14 protein-coding genes and 1 tRNA gene are annotated in these 14,678 nt (G+C 75.1%); 8 read left to right on the forward strand and 7 right to left on the reverse strand.

All coding sequences use genetic code 11. The annotated features are described in order from the left end of the window. The first annotated feature begins 2 nt into the window (after positions 1 to 2). The 3 genes from ACFFKU_RS17525 (at position 3) to ACFFKU_RS17535 (ending at position 4,659) form a co-directional block, all read left to right on the forward strand. Positions 3 to 941, forward strand: coding sequence for a 4-(cytidine 5'-diphospho)-2-C-methyl-D-erythritol kinase (locus ACFFKU_RS17525; RefSeq protein ID WP_380140004.1), 939 nt, complete (start codon positions 3 to 5; stop codon positions 939 to 941). 47 nt (positions 942 to 988) lie between these two features. Beyond that, on the forward strand, positions 989 to 2,803 hold the full coding sequence (locus ACFFKU_RS17530) for an ABC-F family ATP-binding cassette domain-containing protein (RefSeq protein ID WP_380140006.1): 1,815 nt from the start codon (positions 989 to 991) through the stop codon (positions 2,801 to 2,803). A gap of 335 nt (positions 2,804 to 3,138) precedes the next feature. Next, positions 3,139 to 4,659, forward strand: a complete 1,521-nt coding sequence (locus tag ACFFKU_RS17535) for a sugar transferase (RefSeq protein WP_380140284.1) — start codon at positions 3,139 to 3,141, stop codon at positions 4,657 to 4,659. Between the two features lie 45 nt (positions 4,660 to 4,704). Here ACFFKU_RS17535 and ACFFKU_RS17540 read toward each other — a convergent pair whose 3' ends face one another. Both ACFFKU_RS17540 and ACFFKU_RS17545 read right to left on the reverse strand, forming a co-directional pair. Continuing rightward, entirely contained in the window at positions 4,705 to 5,199 is a 495-nt protein-coding gene (locus ACFFKU_RS17540; RefSeq protein ID WP_380140008.1) for a MarR family winged helix-turn-helix transcriptional regulator, read from the reverse strand. Beyond that, positions 5,196 to 5,819 (reverse strand): TetR family transcriptional regulator, encoded by a 624-nt coding sequence (locus tag ACFFKU_RS17545; RefSeq protein WP_380140285.1) that lies wholly within the window; start codon positions 5,817 to 5,819, stop codon positions 5,196 to 5,198. The genes ACFFKU_RS17540 and ACFFKU_RS17545 overlap by 4 nt, the downstream gene beginning before the upstream one ends. 186 nt (positions 5,820 to 6,005) lie before the next feature. Between ACFFKU_RS17545 and ACFFKU_RS17550 the strand changes: the two genes are divergently transcribed. The 3 genes from ACFFKU_RS17550 to ACFFKU_RS17560 all read left to right on the forward strand — a co-directional run bounded on the left by ACFFKU_RS17550 (position 6,006) and on the right by ACFFKU_RS17560 (position 8,669). Beyond that, positions 6,006 to 6,077, forward strand: a tRNA-Gln gene (locus tag ACFFKU_RS17550). A 112-nt stretch (positions 6,078 to 6,189) separates the two neighbouring features. Continuing rightward, a complete protein-coding gene (gene glmU, locus ACFFKU_RS17555; RefSeq protein ID WP_380140010.1) occupies positions 6,190 to 7,695 on the forward strand; it encodes a bifunctional UDP-N-acetylglucosamine diphosphorylase/glucosamine-1-phosphate N-acetyltransferase GlmU in 1,506 nt (501 codons plus the stop codon). Continuing rightward, complete coding sequence (locus ACFFKU_RS17560) at positions 7,692 to 8,669, forward strand: ribose-phosphate diphosphokinase (RefSeq protein ID WP_380140012.1); 978 nt, start codon at positions 7,692 to 7,694, stop codon at positions 8,667 to 8,669. Before glmU ends, ACFFKU_RS17560 begins: the two co-directional genes overlap by 4 nt. On the opposite strand, the gene ACFFKU_RS17565 is transcribed toward ACFFKU_RS17560, so the two are convergent. From ACFFKU_RS17565 to ACFFKU_RS17575, 3 genes are read right to left on the reverse strand one after another with little or no spacing between them, the layout of a single operon-like run. Next, complete coding sequence (locus ACFFKU_RS17565; protein WP_380140014.1) at positions 8,660 to 10,501, reverse strand: sensor histidine kinase; 1,842 nt, start codon at positions 10,499 to 10,501, stop codon at positions 8,660 to 8,662. The genes ACFFKU_RS17560 and ACFFKU_RS17565 overlap by 10 nt on opposite strands. Continuing rightward, complete coding sequence (locus ACFFKU_RS17570) at positions 10,498 to 11,139, reverse strand: response regulator (protein ID WP_380140016.1); 642 nt, start codon at positions 11,137 to 11,139, stop codon at positions 10,498 to 10,500. Before ACFFKU_RS17570 ends, ACFFKU_RS17565 begins: the two co-directional genes overlap by 4 nt. Before the next feature lie 3 nt (positions 11,140 to 11,142). Next, a complete protein-coding gene (locus tag ACFFKU_RS17575) occupies positions 11,143 to 11,574 on the reverse strand; it encodes a hypothetical protein (protein WP_380140018.1) in 432 nt (143 codons plus the stop codon). A gap of 256 nt (positions 11,575 to 11,830) precedes the next feature. Here ACFFKU_RS17575 and ACFFKU_RS17580 point away from each other — a divergent pair, with 256 nt between their 5' ends. Continuing rightward, positions 11,831 to 12,496, forward strand: a complete 666-nt coding sequence (locus tag ACFFKU_RS17580) for a 50S ribosomal protein L25/general stress protein Ctc (RefSeq protein ID WP_380140020.1) — start codon at positions 11,831 to 11,833, stop codon at positions 12,494 to 12,496. 11 nt (positions 12,497 to 12,507) lie between these two features. After that, positions 12,508 to 13,107, forward strand: a complete 600-nt coding sequence (gene pth / locus ACFFKU_RS17585; RefSeq protein ID WP_380140022.1) for an aminoacyl-tRNA hydrolase — start codon at positions 12,508 to 12,510, stop codon at positions 13,105 to 13,107. Positions 13,108 to 13,117: 10 nt separating this feature from the next. Here pth and ACFFKU_RS17590 read toward each other — a convergent pair whose 3' ends face one another. Both ACFFKU_RS17590 and ACFFKU_RS17595 read right to left on the reverse strand, forming a co-directional pair. Further along, positions 13,118 to 13,591 (reverse strand): hypothetical protein, encoded by a 474-nt coding sequence (locus ACFFKU_RS17590; RefSeq protein ID WP_380140024.1) that lies wholly within the window; start codon positions 13,589 to 13,591, stop codon positions 13,118 to 13,120. Positions 13,592 to 13,627: 36 nt separating this feature from the next. After that, complete coding sequence (locus tag ACFFKU_RS17595; RefSeq protein WP_380140026.1) at positions 13,628 to 14,431, reverse strand: hypothetical protein; 804 nt, start codon at positions 14,429 to 14,431, stop codon at positions 13,628 to 13,630. Positions 14,432 to 14,678 lie beyond the last annotated feature (247 nt).

A 14,678-nucleotide genomic window follows, 5' to 3' on the forward strand; every position in this document is an offset into this window, starting at 1 on the left:
AGGTGCTCGGACGACTCGCGGCCCGCGCCCCGGCCAAGATCAACCTCCTGCTCGAGGTCGGCCCGGCGCGCCCCGACGGGTTCCACGACCTGCTCAGCGTCTTCCAGGCGGTCTCCCTCGAGGAGGTCGTCACCGTGACCCCGGCCGCGACCTTCGGCGTCGAGGTCCGCGACCCGCAGGGGCGTCCCGTCCCCGGGATCCCGGACGACCCCCAGCACAACCTGGCCCTGCGCGCGGCCCTCGCCGTGCGCGCCGGGCGACCCGAGCTGCCGCCCCTGCACCTCGACGTGGTCAAGGAGGTGCCGGTCGCCGGCGGGATGGCCGGCGGTTCGGCCGACGCCGCCGCCGCGCTCGTCGCCTGCGACGCGTTCTGGCGCACCGGGATGGGTCTGCCCGGCCTGCACCCCTTCGCCGCCGTGCTCGGCTCCGACGTCCCCTTCGCGCTGCACGGGCGGACCGCGGTCGGGACCGGACGCGGGGAGCACCTCGTCCCGGTGATGACGACCGCACGCTTCGACTGGGTCCTGGTGCTGGGCGAGGAGGGGCTCTCGACCCCCGCCGTCTTCCGCGAGTTCGACCGGCTCGCCCTGGAGCACCCGCCCACCCCGCCCCGCCGGGACAGCGAACGGCTGCGGGCCGTGGAGACCGCGCTGCGGGCCGGGGACCCCGTCTCGCTCGGGGCCGCGCTGGCCAACGACCTGCAGCCCGCGGCCGTGTCGCTGCAGCCGGGGCTGGCCCGCACGCTGGAGGCGGGTCGGGAGGCGGGCGCCTGCGGGGTGCTGGTGTCCGGCTCCGGCCCCACCGTGGCCTGGTTGGCCGACTCCCACCGCCACGCCCTGGACCTGGCCGTCCTGGCCGCCGAGCGCTTCGGCCCCGACCGGGTGCGGACCGTGCACGGCCCGGTCCCCGGGGCGCAGGTCCTGGAAGCCGTCCGCCGCTGACCGTCGTCGGCCCTCGCCGCTCGAACCACCCACCCGGAAGGACCCCCGTGGCGAACGCCGCCCCGACCAACCTGATCAGTGCCGAGTCCCTCACCGTCGTGCACGGCTCGCGCGTCCTGCTCGACGCCGTCTCCCTGGGGCTGTCGCACGGCGACCGGGTCGGCGTCGTCGGGCGCAACGGCGACGGCAAGTCGACCCTGCTCCGGCTGCTGGCCCGACGGCAGGAGGGCGACGGCGGTCGGGTCACCCACACCGGCGGGCTGCGCCTGGGGATGCTCGACCAGGGCGACGTCCTGCCGCCGGGGGCGACCGTGCGGGAGGCGGTCCTCGGTGACCTGCCCGACCACGTCTGGGCGTCCCAGCCGAAGGTGCGCGACGTGCTCACCGGACTGCTCGGCGGGATCGACGCGGCCGAGGTCGGCGGGCTCGACGTCGCCGTGGGCACGCTGTCGGGTGGCCAGCGCCGCCGGGTCGCCCTGGCCGCGCTGCTGACCGGCGAGCACGACGTGGTGGTGCTCGACGAGCCGACCAACCACCTCGACGTCGAGGGGGTCGACTGGCTGGCCCGGCACCTCGCCGCGCGCTGGCCCGCAGGGACCGGCGCCCTGCTGGTCGTCACCCACGACCGCTGGTTCCTCGACGCCGTCTGCGAGAAGGTCTGGGAGGTCCACGACGGGGTCGTCGACCCCTACGAGGGCGGGTACGCGGCCTACGTGCAGACCCGGGCCGAGCGCAGCCGGGTCGCGGCGGTGACCGAGGAACGTCGGCAGAACCTGCTGCGCAAGGAGCTCGCCTGGCTGCGTCGGGGCGCCCCGGCCCGCACCTCCAAGCCGCGCTTCCGCCTCGACGCGGCCGCCGCCCTCATCGCCGACGAGCCGCCGCCCCGCGACACCGTCGCGCTGGCCCGGATGGCGACGACGCGGCTGGGCAAGGACGTCCTGGACCTCGAGAACGTCAGCCTCGACCGCGGCGAGGGGAGCCGGCGGCGTCGCCTGCTCGACACCGTGACCTGGCGGCTCGGGCCGGGCGACCGGATCGGTGTCGTCGGGGTCAACGGGGCCGGCAAGTCCTCGCTGATCTCGCTGATCACGGGTGAGCTGGCGCCCGACGCCGGCCGGGTGAAGCGCGGGACCACGGTGGTCGTGGCCCACCTGTCCCAGGACGTCCACGAGATCGACGAGGTGGGCGAGCTGCGGGCGCTGGAGGCGGTCGAGAAGGTCGCCGGCCACGTCCGCCTCGGAGACCGTGACGTCCCGGCCGGGCAGCTCCTGGAACGGCTGGGGTTCACCGCCCAGCGGGCCTGGACGCGGGTCGACGACCTCTCCGGCGGCGAGCGACGTCGGCTGCAGCTGCTCCGGCTGCTGATGGCCGAGCCCAACGTGCTCCTCCTGGACGAGCCCACCAACGACCTCGACACCGACACCCTGGCCGCGGTCGAGGACCTGCTCGACGGGTGGCCGGGCACCCTGGTCGTCGTCAGCCACGACCGCTACCTCCTGGAGCGGGTCACGGACACCCAGGTCGCGCTGTTCGGCGACGGCGCGCTGCGTCAGCTCGTCGGCGGGGTCGAGGAGTACCTGCGCCGCCGGGCCGAGGGGGTCGGTGCGGTGACGCGCGAGACCCCGCGCCCCGCGGCCGCCCCCGACGGTGCCGTGGTCCGGGCCGCGCGCAAGGAGCTGGCCCGTCTCGAACGGCGCCTGGAGAAGCTCGGCGAGCGGGAGGTCGCCCTGCACGCGGCGATGGCCGAGGCCTCCACCGACCACGCCCGGGTCGGCGCCCTCGACGCGGAGCTGCGGGCCGTCCTCGCCGAGAAGGACGAGGTCGAGGACGCCTGGATGACCGCCTCGGAACTCCTGGAGTAACGCCCGGCGACGGGCCGGCGATGTTCCGGCGATGCCCGCTGGTGGTGACGCCGGGTGCGACCGTTGGGCCGTCCGGTCGGACATTGCGCCGAACGGGGGACTCCTGGCGAAGCAACTCACCGTCCGGGGGCATCACCGTGCGACGTATCTTGCGCTCAGGGGGTGACTGTCCCCTAAGGTTCAGGTAGCGACGCCGCGGGGGCGGACAAGCGTCGCAACGGTTCCGTTCAGCGGAAGATTCAGGTCCTGGGGGAAATGTGAGCATCGGTGACGTGGCCCGAACGGCCGGCACGACCGAGCTGGACGACCAGTTGCTGGGGCCCTCTCCGGCCGAGATGGCCGAGCTGACCACCGACGGCAAGGTGGACGGGGCTCGCCGCGAACGGCTCCTCGTCCCCCGTCAGGCCTCCCGCGCCGGTGGGCACCGGGTGCCGGCCTGGCAGCGTTCCTACATCCAGAAGATCATCGCCACCGACGCCGCCGTCGCCGCCATCGCGTCCTTCATGGGCTACTTCGCCCGCTTCAACGGCCAGCCCGCGAATCTCTCGACCGTCCAGGGTCAGGCCGTCATCGCCGTCGCGGTGTGCCTGCCGGTCCTCTGGGTCATGGCGATGGGCGCGCTGCGCACCTACGAGGCCCGCTTCCTCGGGGTCGGTTCGGAGGAGTACCACCGGGTGCTCACCGCCGGTCTCGCCGTGGTCGCCCTCGTCGGGACCACCTCCTACGCCTTCGCCCTCGACGTGGCCCGCGGCTTCGTCGTCGTCGCCTTCCCGCTGGCCCTGGTGCTGACCCTCATGGGTCGCTACACGATGCGGCAGAAGCTGCACTCCAGCCGCATCCGCGGCGAGGCCGGCCAGGCCGTCGTCGCCGTCGGGCACCGCGCCGCGGTCGCCGGGATGGCGCGTCAGCTGCACCGGGCGAGCTACCACGGCATGCGGATCGTCGGGGCCTGCGTGCCCGGCGGCCAGGGCAGCGCGGCCGACGACGCCGAGCTGACCGCCCTGGGCATCCCCGTGATCGGCAGCCTGGAGGACGTGCGGCACGCCGTGTCCCGCGTGGACGCCGACGTCGTGGCCGTCACTGCCTGCCCCGAGCTCGACGGCCCGGCCCTGCGTCGCCTCGGCTGGGACCTCGAGGCCACCCGCGCCGACCTGGTGGTCGCCCCGGCCCTCACCGAGGTCATCGGCCCGCGCGTCGCGATCCGTCCGGTCTGCGGTCTGCCGCTGCTGCACGTCGAGCGCCCCGAGCTGGAGGGTGTGCGACGCGTCGCCAAGGCGCTGTTCGACCGGTCCGTGGCGGGGCTGTCCCTGCTGTTGCTGAGCCCGCTGCTGCTCGGCCTGGCGCTCGCCATCCGGCTGGACTCCAAGGGTCCGGCGCTGTTCCGCCAGGAGCGGGTCGGCAAGGACGGTCAGCCGTTCACCATGTACAAGTTCCGCTCGATGGTGACCGACGCCGAGCGGCTGCTGATCGACCTGCGCGAGTCCAGCGAGGGCAACGGCGTCCTGTTCAAGATGAAGGTCGACCCGCGGATCACCCGCATCGGCCGCGTCCTGCGCAAGTTCTCCCTCGACGAGCTGCCCCAGCTGATCAACGTCTTCCTCGGCAACATGTCGCTGGTGGGTCCGCGGCCGCCGCTGCAGCGCGAGGTCGACGAGTACGGCTCGGACATGCGCCGCCGCCTGCTGGTGAAGCCCGGTCTGACCGGTCTCTGGCAGATCAACGGCCGCAGCGACCTCGACTGGGACGAGTCGGTCCGCCTCGACGTGCGCTACGTCGAGAACTGGTCCTTCACCTTCGACTTCATGATCCTCTGGAAGACCGCAGGCGCGGTCCTGCGGGGCCGAGGGGCGTACTGACCGGTCCGCCCGACCCTCGTCCCACCCTCTCGAGCCCCGACGCGATCAGCGTCGGGGCTCGAACGGTTCCGCGACGGTGCGCAGGAGGTCGGCGAGGGTCTGCTGCCCCGCCGGGTCGAGCGCCAGCAGCATCCGGCGTTCGGCGGCCACCAGGTCCACCAGGGCGGCCTCGACCACGGCCGCACCGGCGGTCGTGAGCCGCACCCGGATGCTGCGTCCGTCGTCGGGGGCCGGGTGGCGGGCGACCAGCTCCCGGCCGACCAGTCGGTCGACCCGGTTCGTCATGGTCCCGCTGGTCACCAGGGTCTCCCGCAGGAGCTGGCCGGGGGAGAGCTCGTAGGGCCGTCCCGCCTTGCGCAGCGCGGCCAGGACGTCGAACTCCCAGGGCTCCAGGCCGTGGGCGGCGAAGGCCTCCCGGCGCAGCCGGTCCAGGTGACGCGCCAGCCGGCTCACCCGCGACAGCACGGCCAACGGGTCGACGTCGACGTGCGGGACCTCGCGGCGCCAGTCCGCCAGGATCCGATCGACCTCGTCGCTCACGCACCCTCCGTGGCGCCCGCGGGGCCGCGCGCGGCCAGGCGCGGGCGTCGCTCCAGGCCGGTCAGGCCGTTCCAGGCCAGGTTCACCAGGTGCGCCGCGACCTCCTCCTTCGGCGGTTCGCGCGTCTCCAGCCACCACTGCCCGGTCGTGGCGACCATGCCCACCAGCATCTGGGCGTACATGGCCGCGGTCTGCGGCGGGAAGCCGCGCGCCGCGAACGCGTCGACCAGCAGGTACTCGACCTGGGTGACGACGTCGGAGAGCAGCGAGGCGAAGCTCCCGGTGGTCGTGGTGACGGGGGAGTCGCGCACCAGGATCCGGAACCCGTCGGTGGAGCGCTCGATGTAGTCCAGCAGCGCGACGGTGGCCCGTTCGAGCAGCGTGCGTGGTGAGCCCCGCCCCGACAGGGCCCGGGTGATCGCCTCCAGCAGGCCCGAGATCTCGCGGTCGACGACGACCGCGTACAACCCTTCCTTGCCCCCGAAGTGCTCGTACACGACCGGTTTCGACACCCCGGCCGTCGCGGCGATCTCCTCGACGCTCGTCCCCTCGACCCCGCGCTCGGCGAACAGCCGTCGGCCGATGCCGATCAGCTGCTCGCGGCGCTCCTGCCCGGTCATCCGGGCCCGGGGGTGGGGGGGCACGCCCTCATCCTGCCGCACGGGTTGCGCCGACCGGGTGACGCGCACCCCGCGTCCCCCGGGCCCGCCCCGCCGGTGACCTGGTCGGGCCCGCCGTGGGCAACTGGCAGGATGGGCCCCGGCGCGAGGGGTCCGACGGTGCACCACCGGGGGCCTTCCTCGCGGTCCCGGGTGGTGTAACGGCAGCACGGCGGGTTTTGGTCCCGTCCAGTGGGGGTTCGAATCCTCCCCCGGGAGCGTCGGGCGGGGGTCCGGCCCCAGGGTGCGCCCCGGTGGCGTCGCCCGGCCGATACGCTCCCCCGGACGTCGCGCCGCCGCACCCGTCACCGACTCAGGAGTCCTCCCCGCCGTGAGCCCCCAGTCCTCCGCCCCCGCCGCCGTGGTCGTGCTCGCCGCCGGTGAGGGCACCCGGATGCGGTCCCGACTGCCGAAGGTGCTGCACCCGCTGGCCGGGCGCGCCCTGGTCTCCCACGCGCTGCTCGCCGCGGCGGGGACGACGCCGGAGCACCTGGTCGTCGTCCTGCGCCACCAGGCCGAGCGGGTCTCCGCGCACGTCGGGGGAGCCCACCCCGAGGTCACCGTCGCCCTGCAGGACGACGTGCCCGGCACCGGACGGGCCGTGCAGTGCGGGTTGGACGCGCTGCCCGCCGACCTGGCCGGGACGGTCCTGGTCACCTACGGCGACGTGCCGCTCCTCAGCACCGCCACCCTCGGCCGGCTGGTCGCCGCCCACCACGAGGCCGGCAACGCGATGACCATCCTCACCGCCGAGCTCGCCGACCCGACCGGGTACGGCCGGGTCCTGCGCGACGCGGCCGGGGTCAGCGGCATCGTCGAGCAGAAGGACGCGACCGAGGAGCAGCGGGCGGTGCGCGAGATCAACTCCGGGGTCTACGCCTTCGACGCCGCCGCCCTGCGGCAGGCGCTCGGACGGGTGGGCCGCGACAACGCCGCCGGTGAGATGTACCTCACCGACGTCCTCGCCCTCGTGCGGGCCGAGGGCGGGAAGGTCGAGGCGCTGGTCCTCGAGGACGAGTGGGAGATCCGCGGGGTCAACGACCGGGTGCAGCTCGCCGAGCTCGCGGCCGAGGCCAACCGCCGCACCCTGCTGCGCTGGATGCGCGCGGGGGTGACGGTGGTCGACCCGTGCACGACCTGGATCGACGCCGACGTCGAGCTCGACCAGGACGTCACCGTGCTGCCCGGCACCCAGCTGCACGGCGCGACCCGGATCGCGGCCGGGGCCACGATCGGCCCGGACAGCACCCTGACCGACACCGAGGTGGGGGAGGGCGCGCGCGTCGTGCGCACCGACGCCACCCTCGCCGTCGTGGGGGCCGGCGCCCAGGTCGGCCCGTTCGCGTTCCTGCGCCCGGGCACCGAGCTCGGGGCCGACGGCAAGATCGGGACCTTCGTCGAGACCAAGAACGCGGTCATCGGCGCCGGTTCCAAGGTGCCGCACCTGTCCTACGTCGGGGACGCGAGCATCGGCGAGCACTCCAACATCGGGGCCGCCTCGATCTTCGTGAACTACGACGGGGTGAACAAGCACCGGACGACTGTCGGCAGCCACGTCCGGATGGGCTCGGACAACATGTACGTCGCCCCCGTCACGATCGGCGACGGCGCCTACTCCGGGGCGGGCACCACCATCCGCAAGGACGTGCCCCCGGGCGCGCTGGCCGTCTCCGTCGCGCCGCAGCGCAACCTCGAGGGCTGGACCCTCGCCAACCGTCCCGGGACGCCCGCCGCCGAGGCGGCCGCCCGGGCCCAGCAGGGTGCGACCGAGCACAGCACGGCGACGGAGCACAGCACGGCGACCGAGAACACCACCGCGACAGGGGAGCAGCGATGACCGGGATCACCACGACGGGCGAGAAGCGGATGGTCCTCATCTCCGGGCGGGCCCACCCGGAGCTGGCCGAGGACGTCGCCGCCTCGCTCGGGGCCGAGTTGGTCCCGACCACCCTGCACGACTTCGCCAACTCCGAGATCTACGTGCGCTTCCAGGAGAGCGTCCGCGGCTGCGACGCGTTCGTCATCCAGTCGCACACCGCGAACGTCAACCAGTGGATCATGGAGCAGCTGATCATGGTCGACGCGCTCAAGCGCGCCTCGGCCAAGCGGATCACGGTCGTCGCGCCGTTCTACGGGTACGCCCGGCAGGACAAGAAGGGCCGCGGTCGCGAACCGATCTCGGCCCGCCTCATCGCCGACATGTTCAAGACCGCCGGTGCCGACCGCCTCATGTCGGTCGACCTGCACACCGCGCAGATCCAGGGGTTCTTCGACGGCCCGGTCGACCACCTGTGGGCGCTGCCGCTGCTGGCCGACCACGTCGGCAAGCGCGTCGACCGCTCGAACATCACCATCGTCTCGCCCGACGCGGGCCGGGTGCGGGTGGCCGACCTCTGGTCGGACCGTCTCGGGGCCCCGCTGGCGATCATCCACAAGCGCCGCGACCCGAACGTGCCGAACCAGGTGAAGGTGCACGAGGTCGTCGGTGACGTCCGGGGCCGGACCTGCGTCCTGGTCGACGACCTCATCGACACCGCGGGCACGATCGTCCAGGCCGCCGAGGCGCTCAAGGCCAACGGCGCCGCCGACGTCGTCGCGACCGCGACCCACGCCGTGCTGTCCGGGCCGGCGGTCGACCGGTTGAAGAACTCCGCGATCTCCGAGCTGGTGGTCACCAACACCCTGCCGATCTCCGACGAGCAGCGCTTCCCCCAGCTCACCGTCCTCTCCATCGCCCCGCTGCTGGCCCGGGCCATCCGCGAGGTCTTCGACGACGGGTCGGTCACCTCGCTGTTCGAGGGTCACGCCTGAGCTGAGGGCAGCCCCCCGGGCTGAGGTCCGGGGTCGGCCGCGGGGTCGGCCGCGGGGTCGGCCGCGGGGTCGGGCGCGGAGACGGGGAACTCGGCCCGGACCAGCCCGCCCCGTGGCGTCGGTCCGGCGGTGAGCGTGCCGCCGAGCAGCTCGGTGCGCTCCACCATCGAGGTCAGGCCGACCCCGGCGGCCCACGGACCGGCCCGGGTGCCGTCGTCGCGCACCTCGGCCAGCAGCGTGGCCGCCCGGATCCGGACGTCGATGGTCACCCTCGACGCCCCGGCGTGCCGGGCCACGTTGGTGAGGGCCTCGGCCAGCACCCGGTAGGCGGCCACCTCCACCTCCGGGGGCAGGTCGGGCACCTCGACGTGGGCCTCGACCGCGCGGTCGGGTCCGCGGAACCGGGCCGCCAGGGCCTGCACCGACGCGGTCAGCCCGCGTTCCTCCAGAGCCGCCGGGCGCAGGTCGTCGATGATCCGCCGGACTTCCACCAGGGCCTCGCCGGCGTCGGCAGCGAGTTCGCGCAGCACCGCCTGGGCCTCGGCGGGGCGGGCCGGAAGGAGCCGGCTCGCCGCCTGGGCCGAGAGGCGCAGTCCGGTCAGCGTCGGCCCCAGACCGTCGTGCAGGTCGTGGCGGAGGTGACGGCGCTCGTCCTCCCGGGCGCGGGCCAGCCGTTGGCGCGACCGTTGCAGGTCGGCCGCGAGCCGGCCGGCCCGGACCGCCTGGGCCAGCGGCGGGGTCAGCAGGGTCAGCACCAGGCGGGTCTCCGGCTCCGGCCGGGGTCGTGACGTGCCGACCACGAGATCGCCCACCCGGGCCCCCTCCAGCAGCAGCGGGAGCACGTGCTCGGTGGACGTGCTGCCGTCCGGGGGGTCGTGGCGGGCCAGGACCCGGCCGTCGACGTCGAGGAGCCGGGCGCCGACCAGGCCCGCCAACCCGCACAGGTCGGCCAACCAGCCGGCGCCGGGACCGGAGTCGGTGAGCCGGCCGCCGAGCCCGACCAGCACGGGCAACGGGTCGAGCCGGCGACCGAAGAGCAGCACGTCCACGTGCGGCCGCAGCACCCGTCGCAGGGGTTCGAAACCAGCGGCGGCGCAGAGCAATACGACCATGCGCACCGCGCGTCCGGGTGGTCCGCCGAGCGCCACGGAGGCCAGTGCCTCGACCACCGAGGCGCCGGCCGCGATCCCGAGGGCCGTCACCCCGTGGCCCACCACGGTGGCGATCACCCGGCGGACGTCGGTCACGTCGGGGCCCCGGGCGGCGACCGCGAGGCAGGCCGCGAGCACCAGGGCGGCGGGGACGGTGAGCAGGACCCCCGGCGCCCCCCCGACGAACTGGGTGCTCGTCGTGCCCAGGAGCGCCGCCGTGCCCACCCCCAGCGCCACCCACGACCCGCGCACCCGACGCGCCTCGACGTCCCCGCCCGTCGCCTCGTCGCGGTCGCGGGGTCCGGCCCCGACCAGCAGCACCAGCACCACGACGGTGGCGGTCCCCACCGCCCGGACCGTGGGCGACGCGAGTCCGGGCGCCACCGCCGCCCCCAGGACCGTCGCCCCGCCCGCGGCCAGGACCACCCGGCCGAGTCCGGGCACCGTTCCGAAGACCACCCGCAGCAGCAACCAGGGCAGGGTCAGCAGGAGGGCCGCGTCTCGGGCGGCCGAGCCGAGGGGGCCGGTCGGGCCGAGGGCCGCGGCGAGCAGCAGCAGTGCGGTCGTCGCCAGTGCGGGCCGGTGGGTCCCGACCGGGCGCAGCAGCACGGCGAGGACGAGCGTCACGGCCCCCGTCACCAGGCAGACGACGACCAGTGCGCCGCCGACGTCGAGGCTCATCCCGCGAACCCGTCACGCCGGGCGATCGCCACCGCCTCCGCGCGCGTCGCGACCCCCAGCTTGGTCAGCACCTCCGAGATGCGGTTGCTCACCGTCTTGGTCGCCAGGCCGAGGCGCTGCGCGATCGCCGCGCTGGGCAGTCCGGCCACGAGCAGGGCCAGCACCTCCCGCTCGCGGGCGCTCAGCTCCCGCAGGCCGGTGGGGGCGACCGTGGGGGCGAGCAGCGTCCCCGCCAGTCCGGCCGGGAGCACGACGTGGCCGCCGGCCACCACCGCGAGGGCGTGCACGATGTCGTCGGCCTCGCTGCCCTTGGCCAGCACCCCGCCGGCCCCGGCGACCAGGGCCGCCCGCAGCGCCGTCGGGTCGGTCTCCAAGGTGAGCACCAGGACGCGGGTCCCGGGCAGGGCGGCCCGGATCCGCCGGGTCGCGGCGATGCCGTCGGGGACCTCCTCGTCCCCGGGCAGCCGCAAGTCCATGAGGACCACGTCGGGCCGGTGCAGCACCGCCTCGCGCACCGAGGAGGGGCCGTCGGCGGCCTGGGCGACGACCTGCAGACCCGCTTCCGCGCCCAGCAGCGCGGCCAGCCCCCGGCGGACGACGGGATGGTCGTCCACCAGCAGGACCCGCAGGTCGCCCACCGCTCAGCGCTCGCCGGGGGCGGGGGAGAGCAGGAGCACCACGGCGAGGATGGTCAGCCCCACGCAGAGCGAGGCCAGCACGACCAGGACCGGCGGAACGCCGTCGACGAAGAAGGCGGGCACCGCGGTGAGAGCCGAGACCGTGCGGACCGCGGCCGCCACGCGCAGCCAGGCCCGGCGCCGGGTCCCGAGGTAGGCCACGACGGCGACGAGGGTCAGCACCCCGAAGCCCTCCAGCATGACCAGGAACGTGGGGCCCGGCTCGAAGTCGGCCGGCACGTCGATCGGCAGCCAGACGAGCGGCACCACGTCCATGACCGCGAGCAGAGCGGCGACGGCGAGCCCGGCGCGGCGGCGGGCGGTCAGGGCGGGGCGGGCGGTGCCGCGCGGGGTCGGTCGCGGGGTCGGTCGCGGGGTCGGTCGAGTGGTGGTCATGACGGGCTCCCGGGGTGCGGTGCGGACAGGTGCCCCCACCGTCGGGGGGCAGTGTCCCGCGCGGGGCCCGCCATGTCCCGGTCCGGCCGGGAATTCGCCCGGTTTCGTCGGGGTGGTGGCGGGCGGCTAAGGTGTGGCGGTTACCTCGGCGAGGGCGGCGTCACGACGTCGCCGTGATCGACGCGGTGGAAGGCGTTGCGGCGTGCTCTCCCGAGGTGTGCAGACCGACCACCCCGAGAGTTCCAGGAGATCTGTCATGGACGCCACCAAGCTCAGCGCCGAGAAGCGCGACTCGTTCGGCAAGGGCGCGGCCCGCCAGGTCCGCCGCGCCAACCGCATCCCCGCCGTCGTCTACGGCCACGGCGAGGCGCCGCTGCACATCACCCTGCCGGGCCACGACACCATGATGGCCCTCAAGCACTCCAACGCCCTGCTCGACGTCACCGTCGAGGGCAAGAGCCACCTGGTCCTGCCCAAGGACGTCCAGCGCGACCCGATCAAGGGCTTCATCGAGCACGTCGACCTGCTCACCGTGCGTCGCGGCGAGAAGGTCGAGGTCGACGTCCCCGTCCACGTGACCGGCGACGCCGCCCCCGAGACGGTCGTCCAGCAGGAGCTCACCACCCTGACCCTCGAGGTCGAGGCCACCAACATCCCCGAGTCCGTCGAGGTCTCGGTCCAGGACGCCGCTGCCGGCACCCTCGTCACCGCCGCCGACGTCACCCTGCCCCAGGGCGCGACGCTGGCCGGCGACGGCGAGCAGCTCGTCGTCAACGTGACCGCGGCCGTCACCGCCGAGCAGCTCGAGGCCGAGCTCGAGGCCGCCGAGGCCGAGGCCGGCATCGAGCGCGACGAGCCCGAGTCGGAGACCGCGTCCGAGGACGCCGCCGCCGACGAGGCTCCCGCCGCCGACCAGGACTGAGCCTCTCCGACGTGGACGCAGGCGCCTGGCTCGTCGTCGGACTCGGCAACCCCGGTCCGGAGTACGAGCGCACCCGGCACAACGTCGGCCAGATGGCGCTCGCCGAGCTCGGCGAGCGGGCCGGCGCCTCGTTCAAGCGTCACCGCACCGGGGCCCGGGTGGCCGAGATCCGACTCGGCACCCGCCCCGGTGGGGCCCCCGGTCCGCGCACGATCCTCGCCGCGCCGACCTCCTACATGAACGTCTCCGGCGGCCCGGTCGCGGGCCTCGCCTCGTACTACGACGTCCCCGTCGAGCGGGTCGTGGTGCTGCACGACGAGCTCGACATCGACGCGGGAGCCGTCCGCCTCAAGCGCGGCGGCGGCGAGGGCGGCCACAACGGCCTCCGCTCGATCTCGAAATCGTTGGGGGACAAGGATTACTTCCGGGTCCGCATCGGGATCGGCCGTCCGCCGGGCCGGCAGGACCCGGCCGACTTCGTGCTCAAGGAGTTCTCCTCCGCCGAGCGCAAGGATCTCCCCTTCCTGCTGATGGACGCCGCCGACGCCGTGGAGCTGCTCGTGCACTCCGGCCTCGAAGCCGCCCAGCAGAAGTTCCACGCCCCCGCCTGAGGCCCGGGCCTCAGTCCGCCCGCACCCCGTCCATCCGGATGTCGCGGTGCCAGCGCGGTCCCCACCCCGGCCCGAGGTGGTGCGTCCACAGCCGGGTCCGCGGATGCGCGGCGACCAGCCGCCCGGCCGCCGAGGGTCCGCGGGTCCGGTCGGAGGTCTCGACGAAGTGCGCCTCGCGCCCGGCGGTCAGGGCGGCCAGGACGGCCGGGACCGCGACCGCACCCCCGGTGCCGACCAGGGCCGTCAGGTCGGGGTCGGTGAGCAGGCGGGCGACGACCGGCCCGCAGCGCGCGGCCCCGGGACCCGCCGGGAGCCACGCCACGGACCGTCCGGCCAGCACCGACTCGCTCTCCGGCGTGCGGATGCTCACCCACGCGCTGTCCGGGCGGGCGTCGAGGGCCTCGGCCAGGCGCGCCAGTTCGACGAGCCGGCGCCCGGGGGAGGCGACCAGCACGAGGCGGGCCGATCGCGGCAGCGCGACCACCGTCGGGTCAGCCTCCGTCCTCAGCCGCGCGCCGGGTCAGCGGGCCAGCCGCACCCGGACGTAGCGGAACCCGATCATGCGCTGGAAGTGGCGCAGCCCGTTGGGCAGATGGGTGGCCGGGACGGTGTCGGCCAGGTGGCGCACCCCGCGGGCCGAGAGTTCGCGCACCGCGACGACGGCCATCAGGTAGCGCGCGTCGCTGTGCGCCGGGCCGGTCCCGATGGTCCGGAAGTGCCGCAGCACGGCCCACTCCCCGGCGTGCGGCAGCACCGCCAGCATGAGGGGTTCCCCGTCACGCTCGGCCACGAGCCACAGCTGGTAGTCGGGCAGGTCGGCGAGGTCCGGGTCGGCGCTGCGGTAGCGCTCGTCGGGGTGGGCCTGCTCGGCGGCCCGGGCCCGGGCCAGCAGCGTCTCGCGCTCCCCCGGACGGACGACCCGGGCGCTCACACCCTTCTTGGTGGCCGCCCGCAGCTTGCGGCGCAGGGTCTGCCGGCTGTTGCCCTCCAGGTACTCCTCCGCGTCGGCCGGGACGTCGAGGACGGCCGTCCCGGTCAGCCCGACCGGGACGATCCCGGCCAGTCGGCGGCCGAGGACCTCCCGCACCTGCCGGGCGTCCGCGGTCGCCGCGAGGGGCGGACCGGGCAGCACGGCCCGTCGCCCCGGCAGCCGCACGACGGCGACCGCGGCCAGGACCGTCCGCAGCGGCTGGGCCCGGACGAAGGCGGGCGCGGAGCGGACCCCGGTGCCCCGGGCGTCGGCGTGCTCGCGGTAGTCACCGAGGAACGAGGCCAGCGCCGCCTCGGTCGACCCGGCCCGGAACCGCTCGACGACCGCCGCCACCCGACCGGGACCGTCCGGCTGCGGCGGCTGCGGTGCCGCCGTGGGCCTCCGCGGCGGGGCCGGGTGGGAACGGGGCGGGCTCACGGGGGTCGTGAGGGGGGCGGGCATGGGTGGAGGTCCTCGTCGTCGTCGGCGCACCCGGAGCACGTCCTCGGGGCAGGTCATTCTCCCACGACCTGAGCGCTTCGTGTGACCGAGCGACGACACCGCGTTCACCCCGCGCCGCCCAGGAACCCCACCGTGGACG

Source organism: Kineococcus gynurae, from assembly GCF_042433995.1.
Classification (GTDB): domain Bacteria; phylum Actinomycetota; class Actinomycetes; order Actinomycetales; family Kineococcaceae; genus Kineococcus; species Kineococcus gynurae.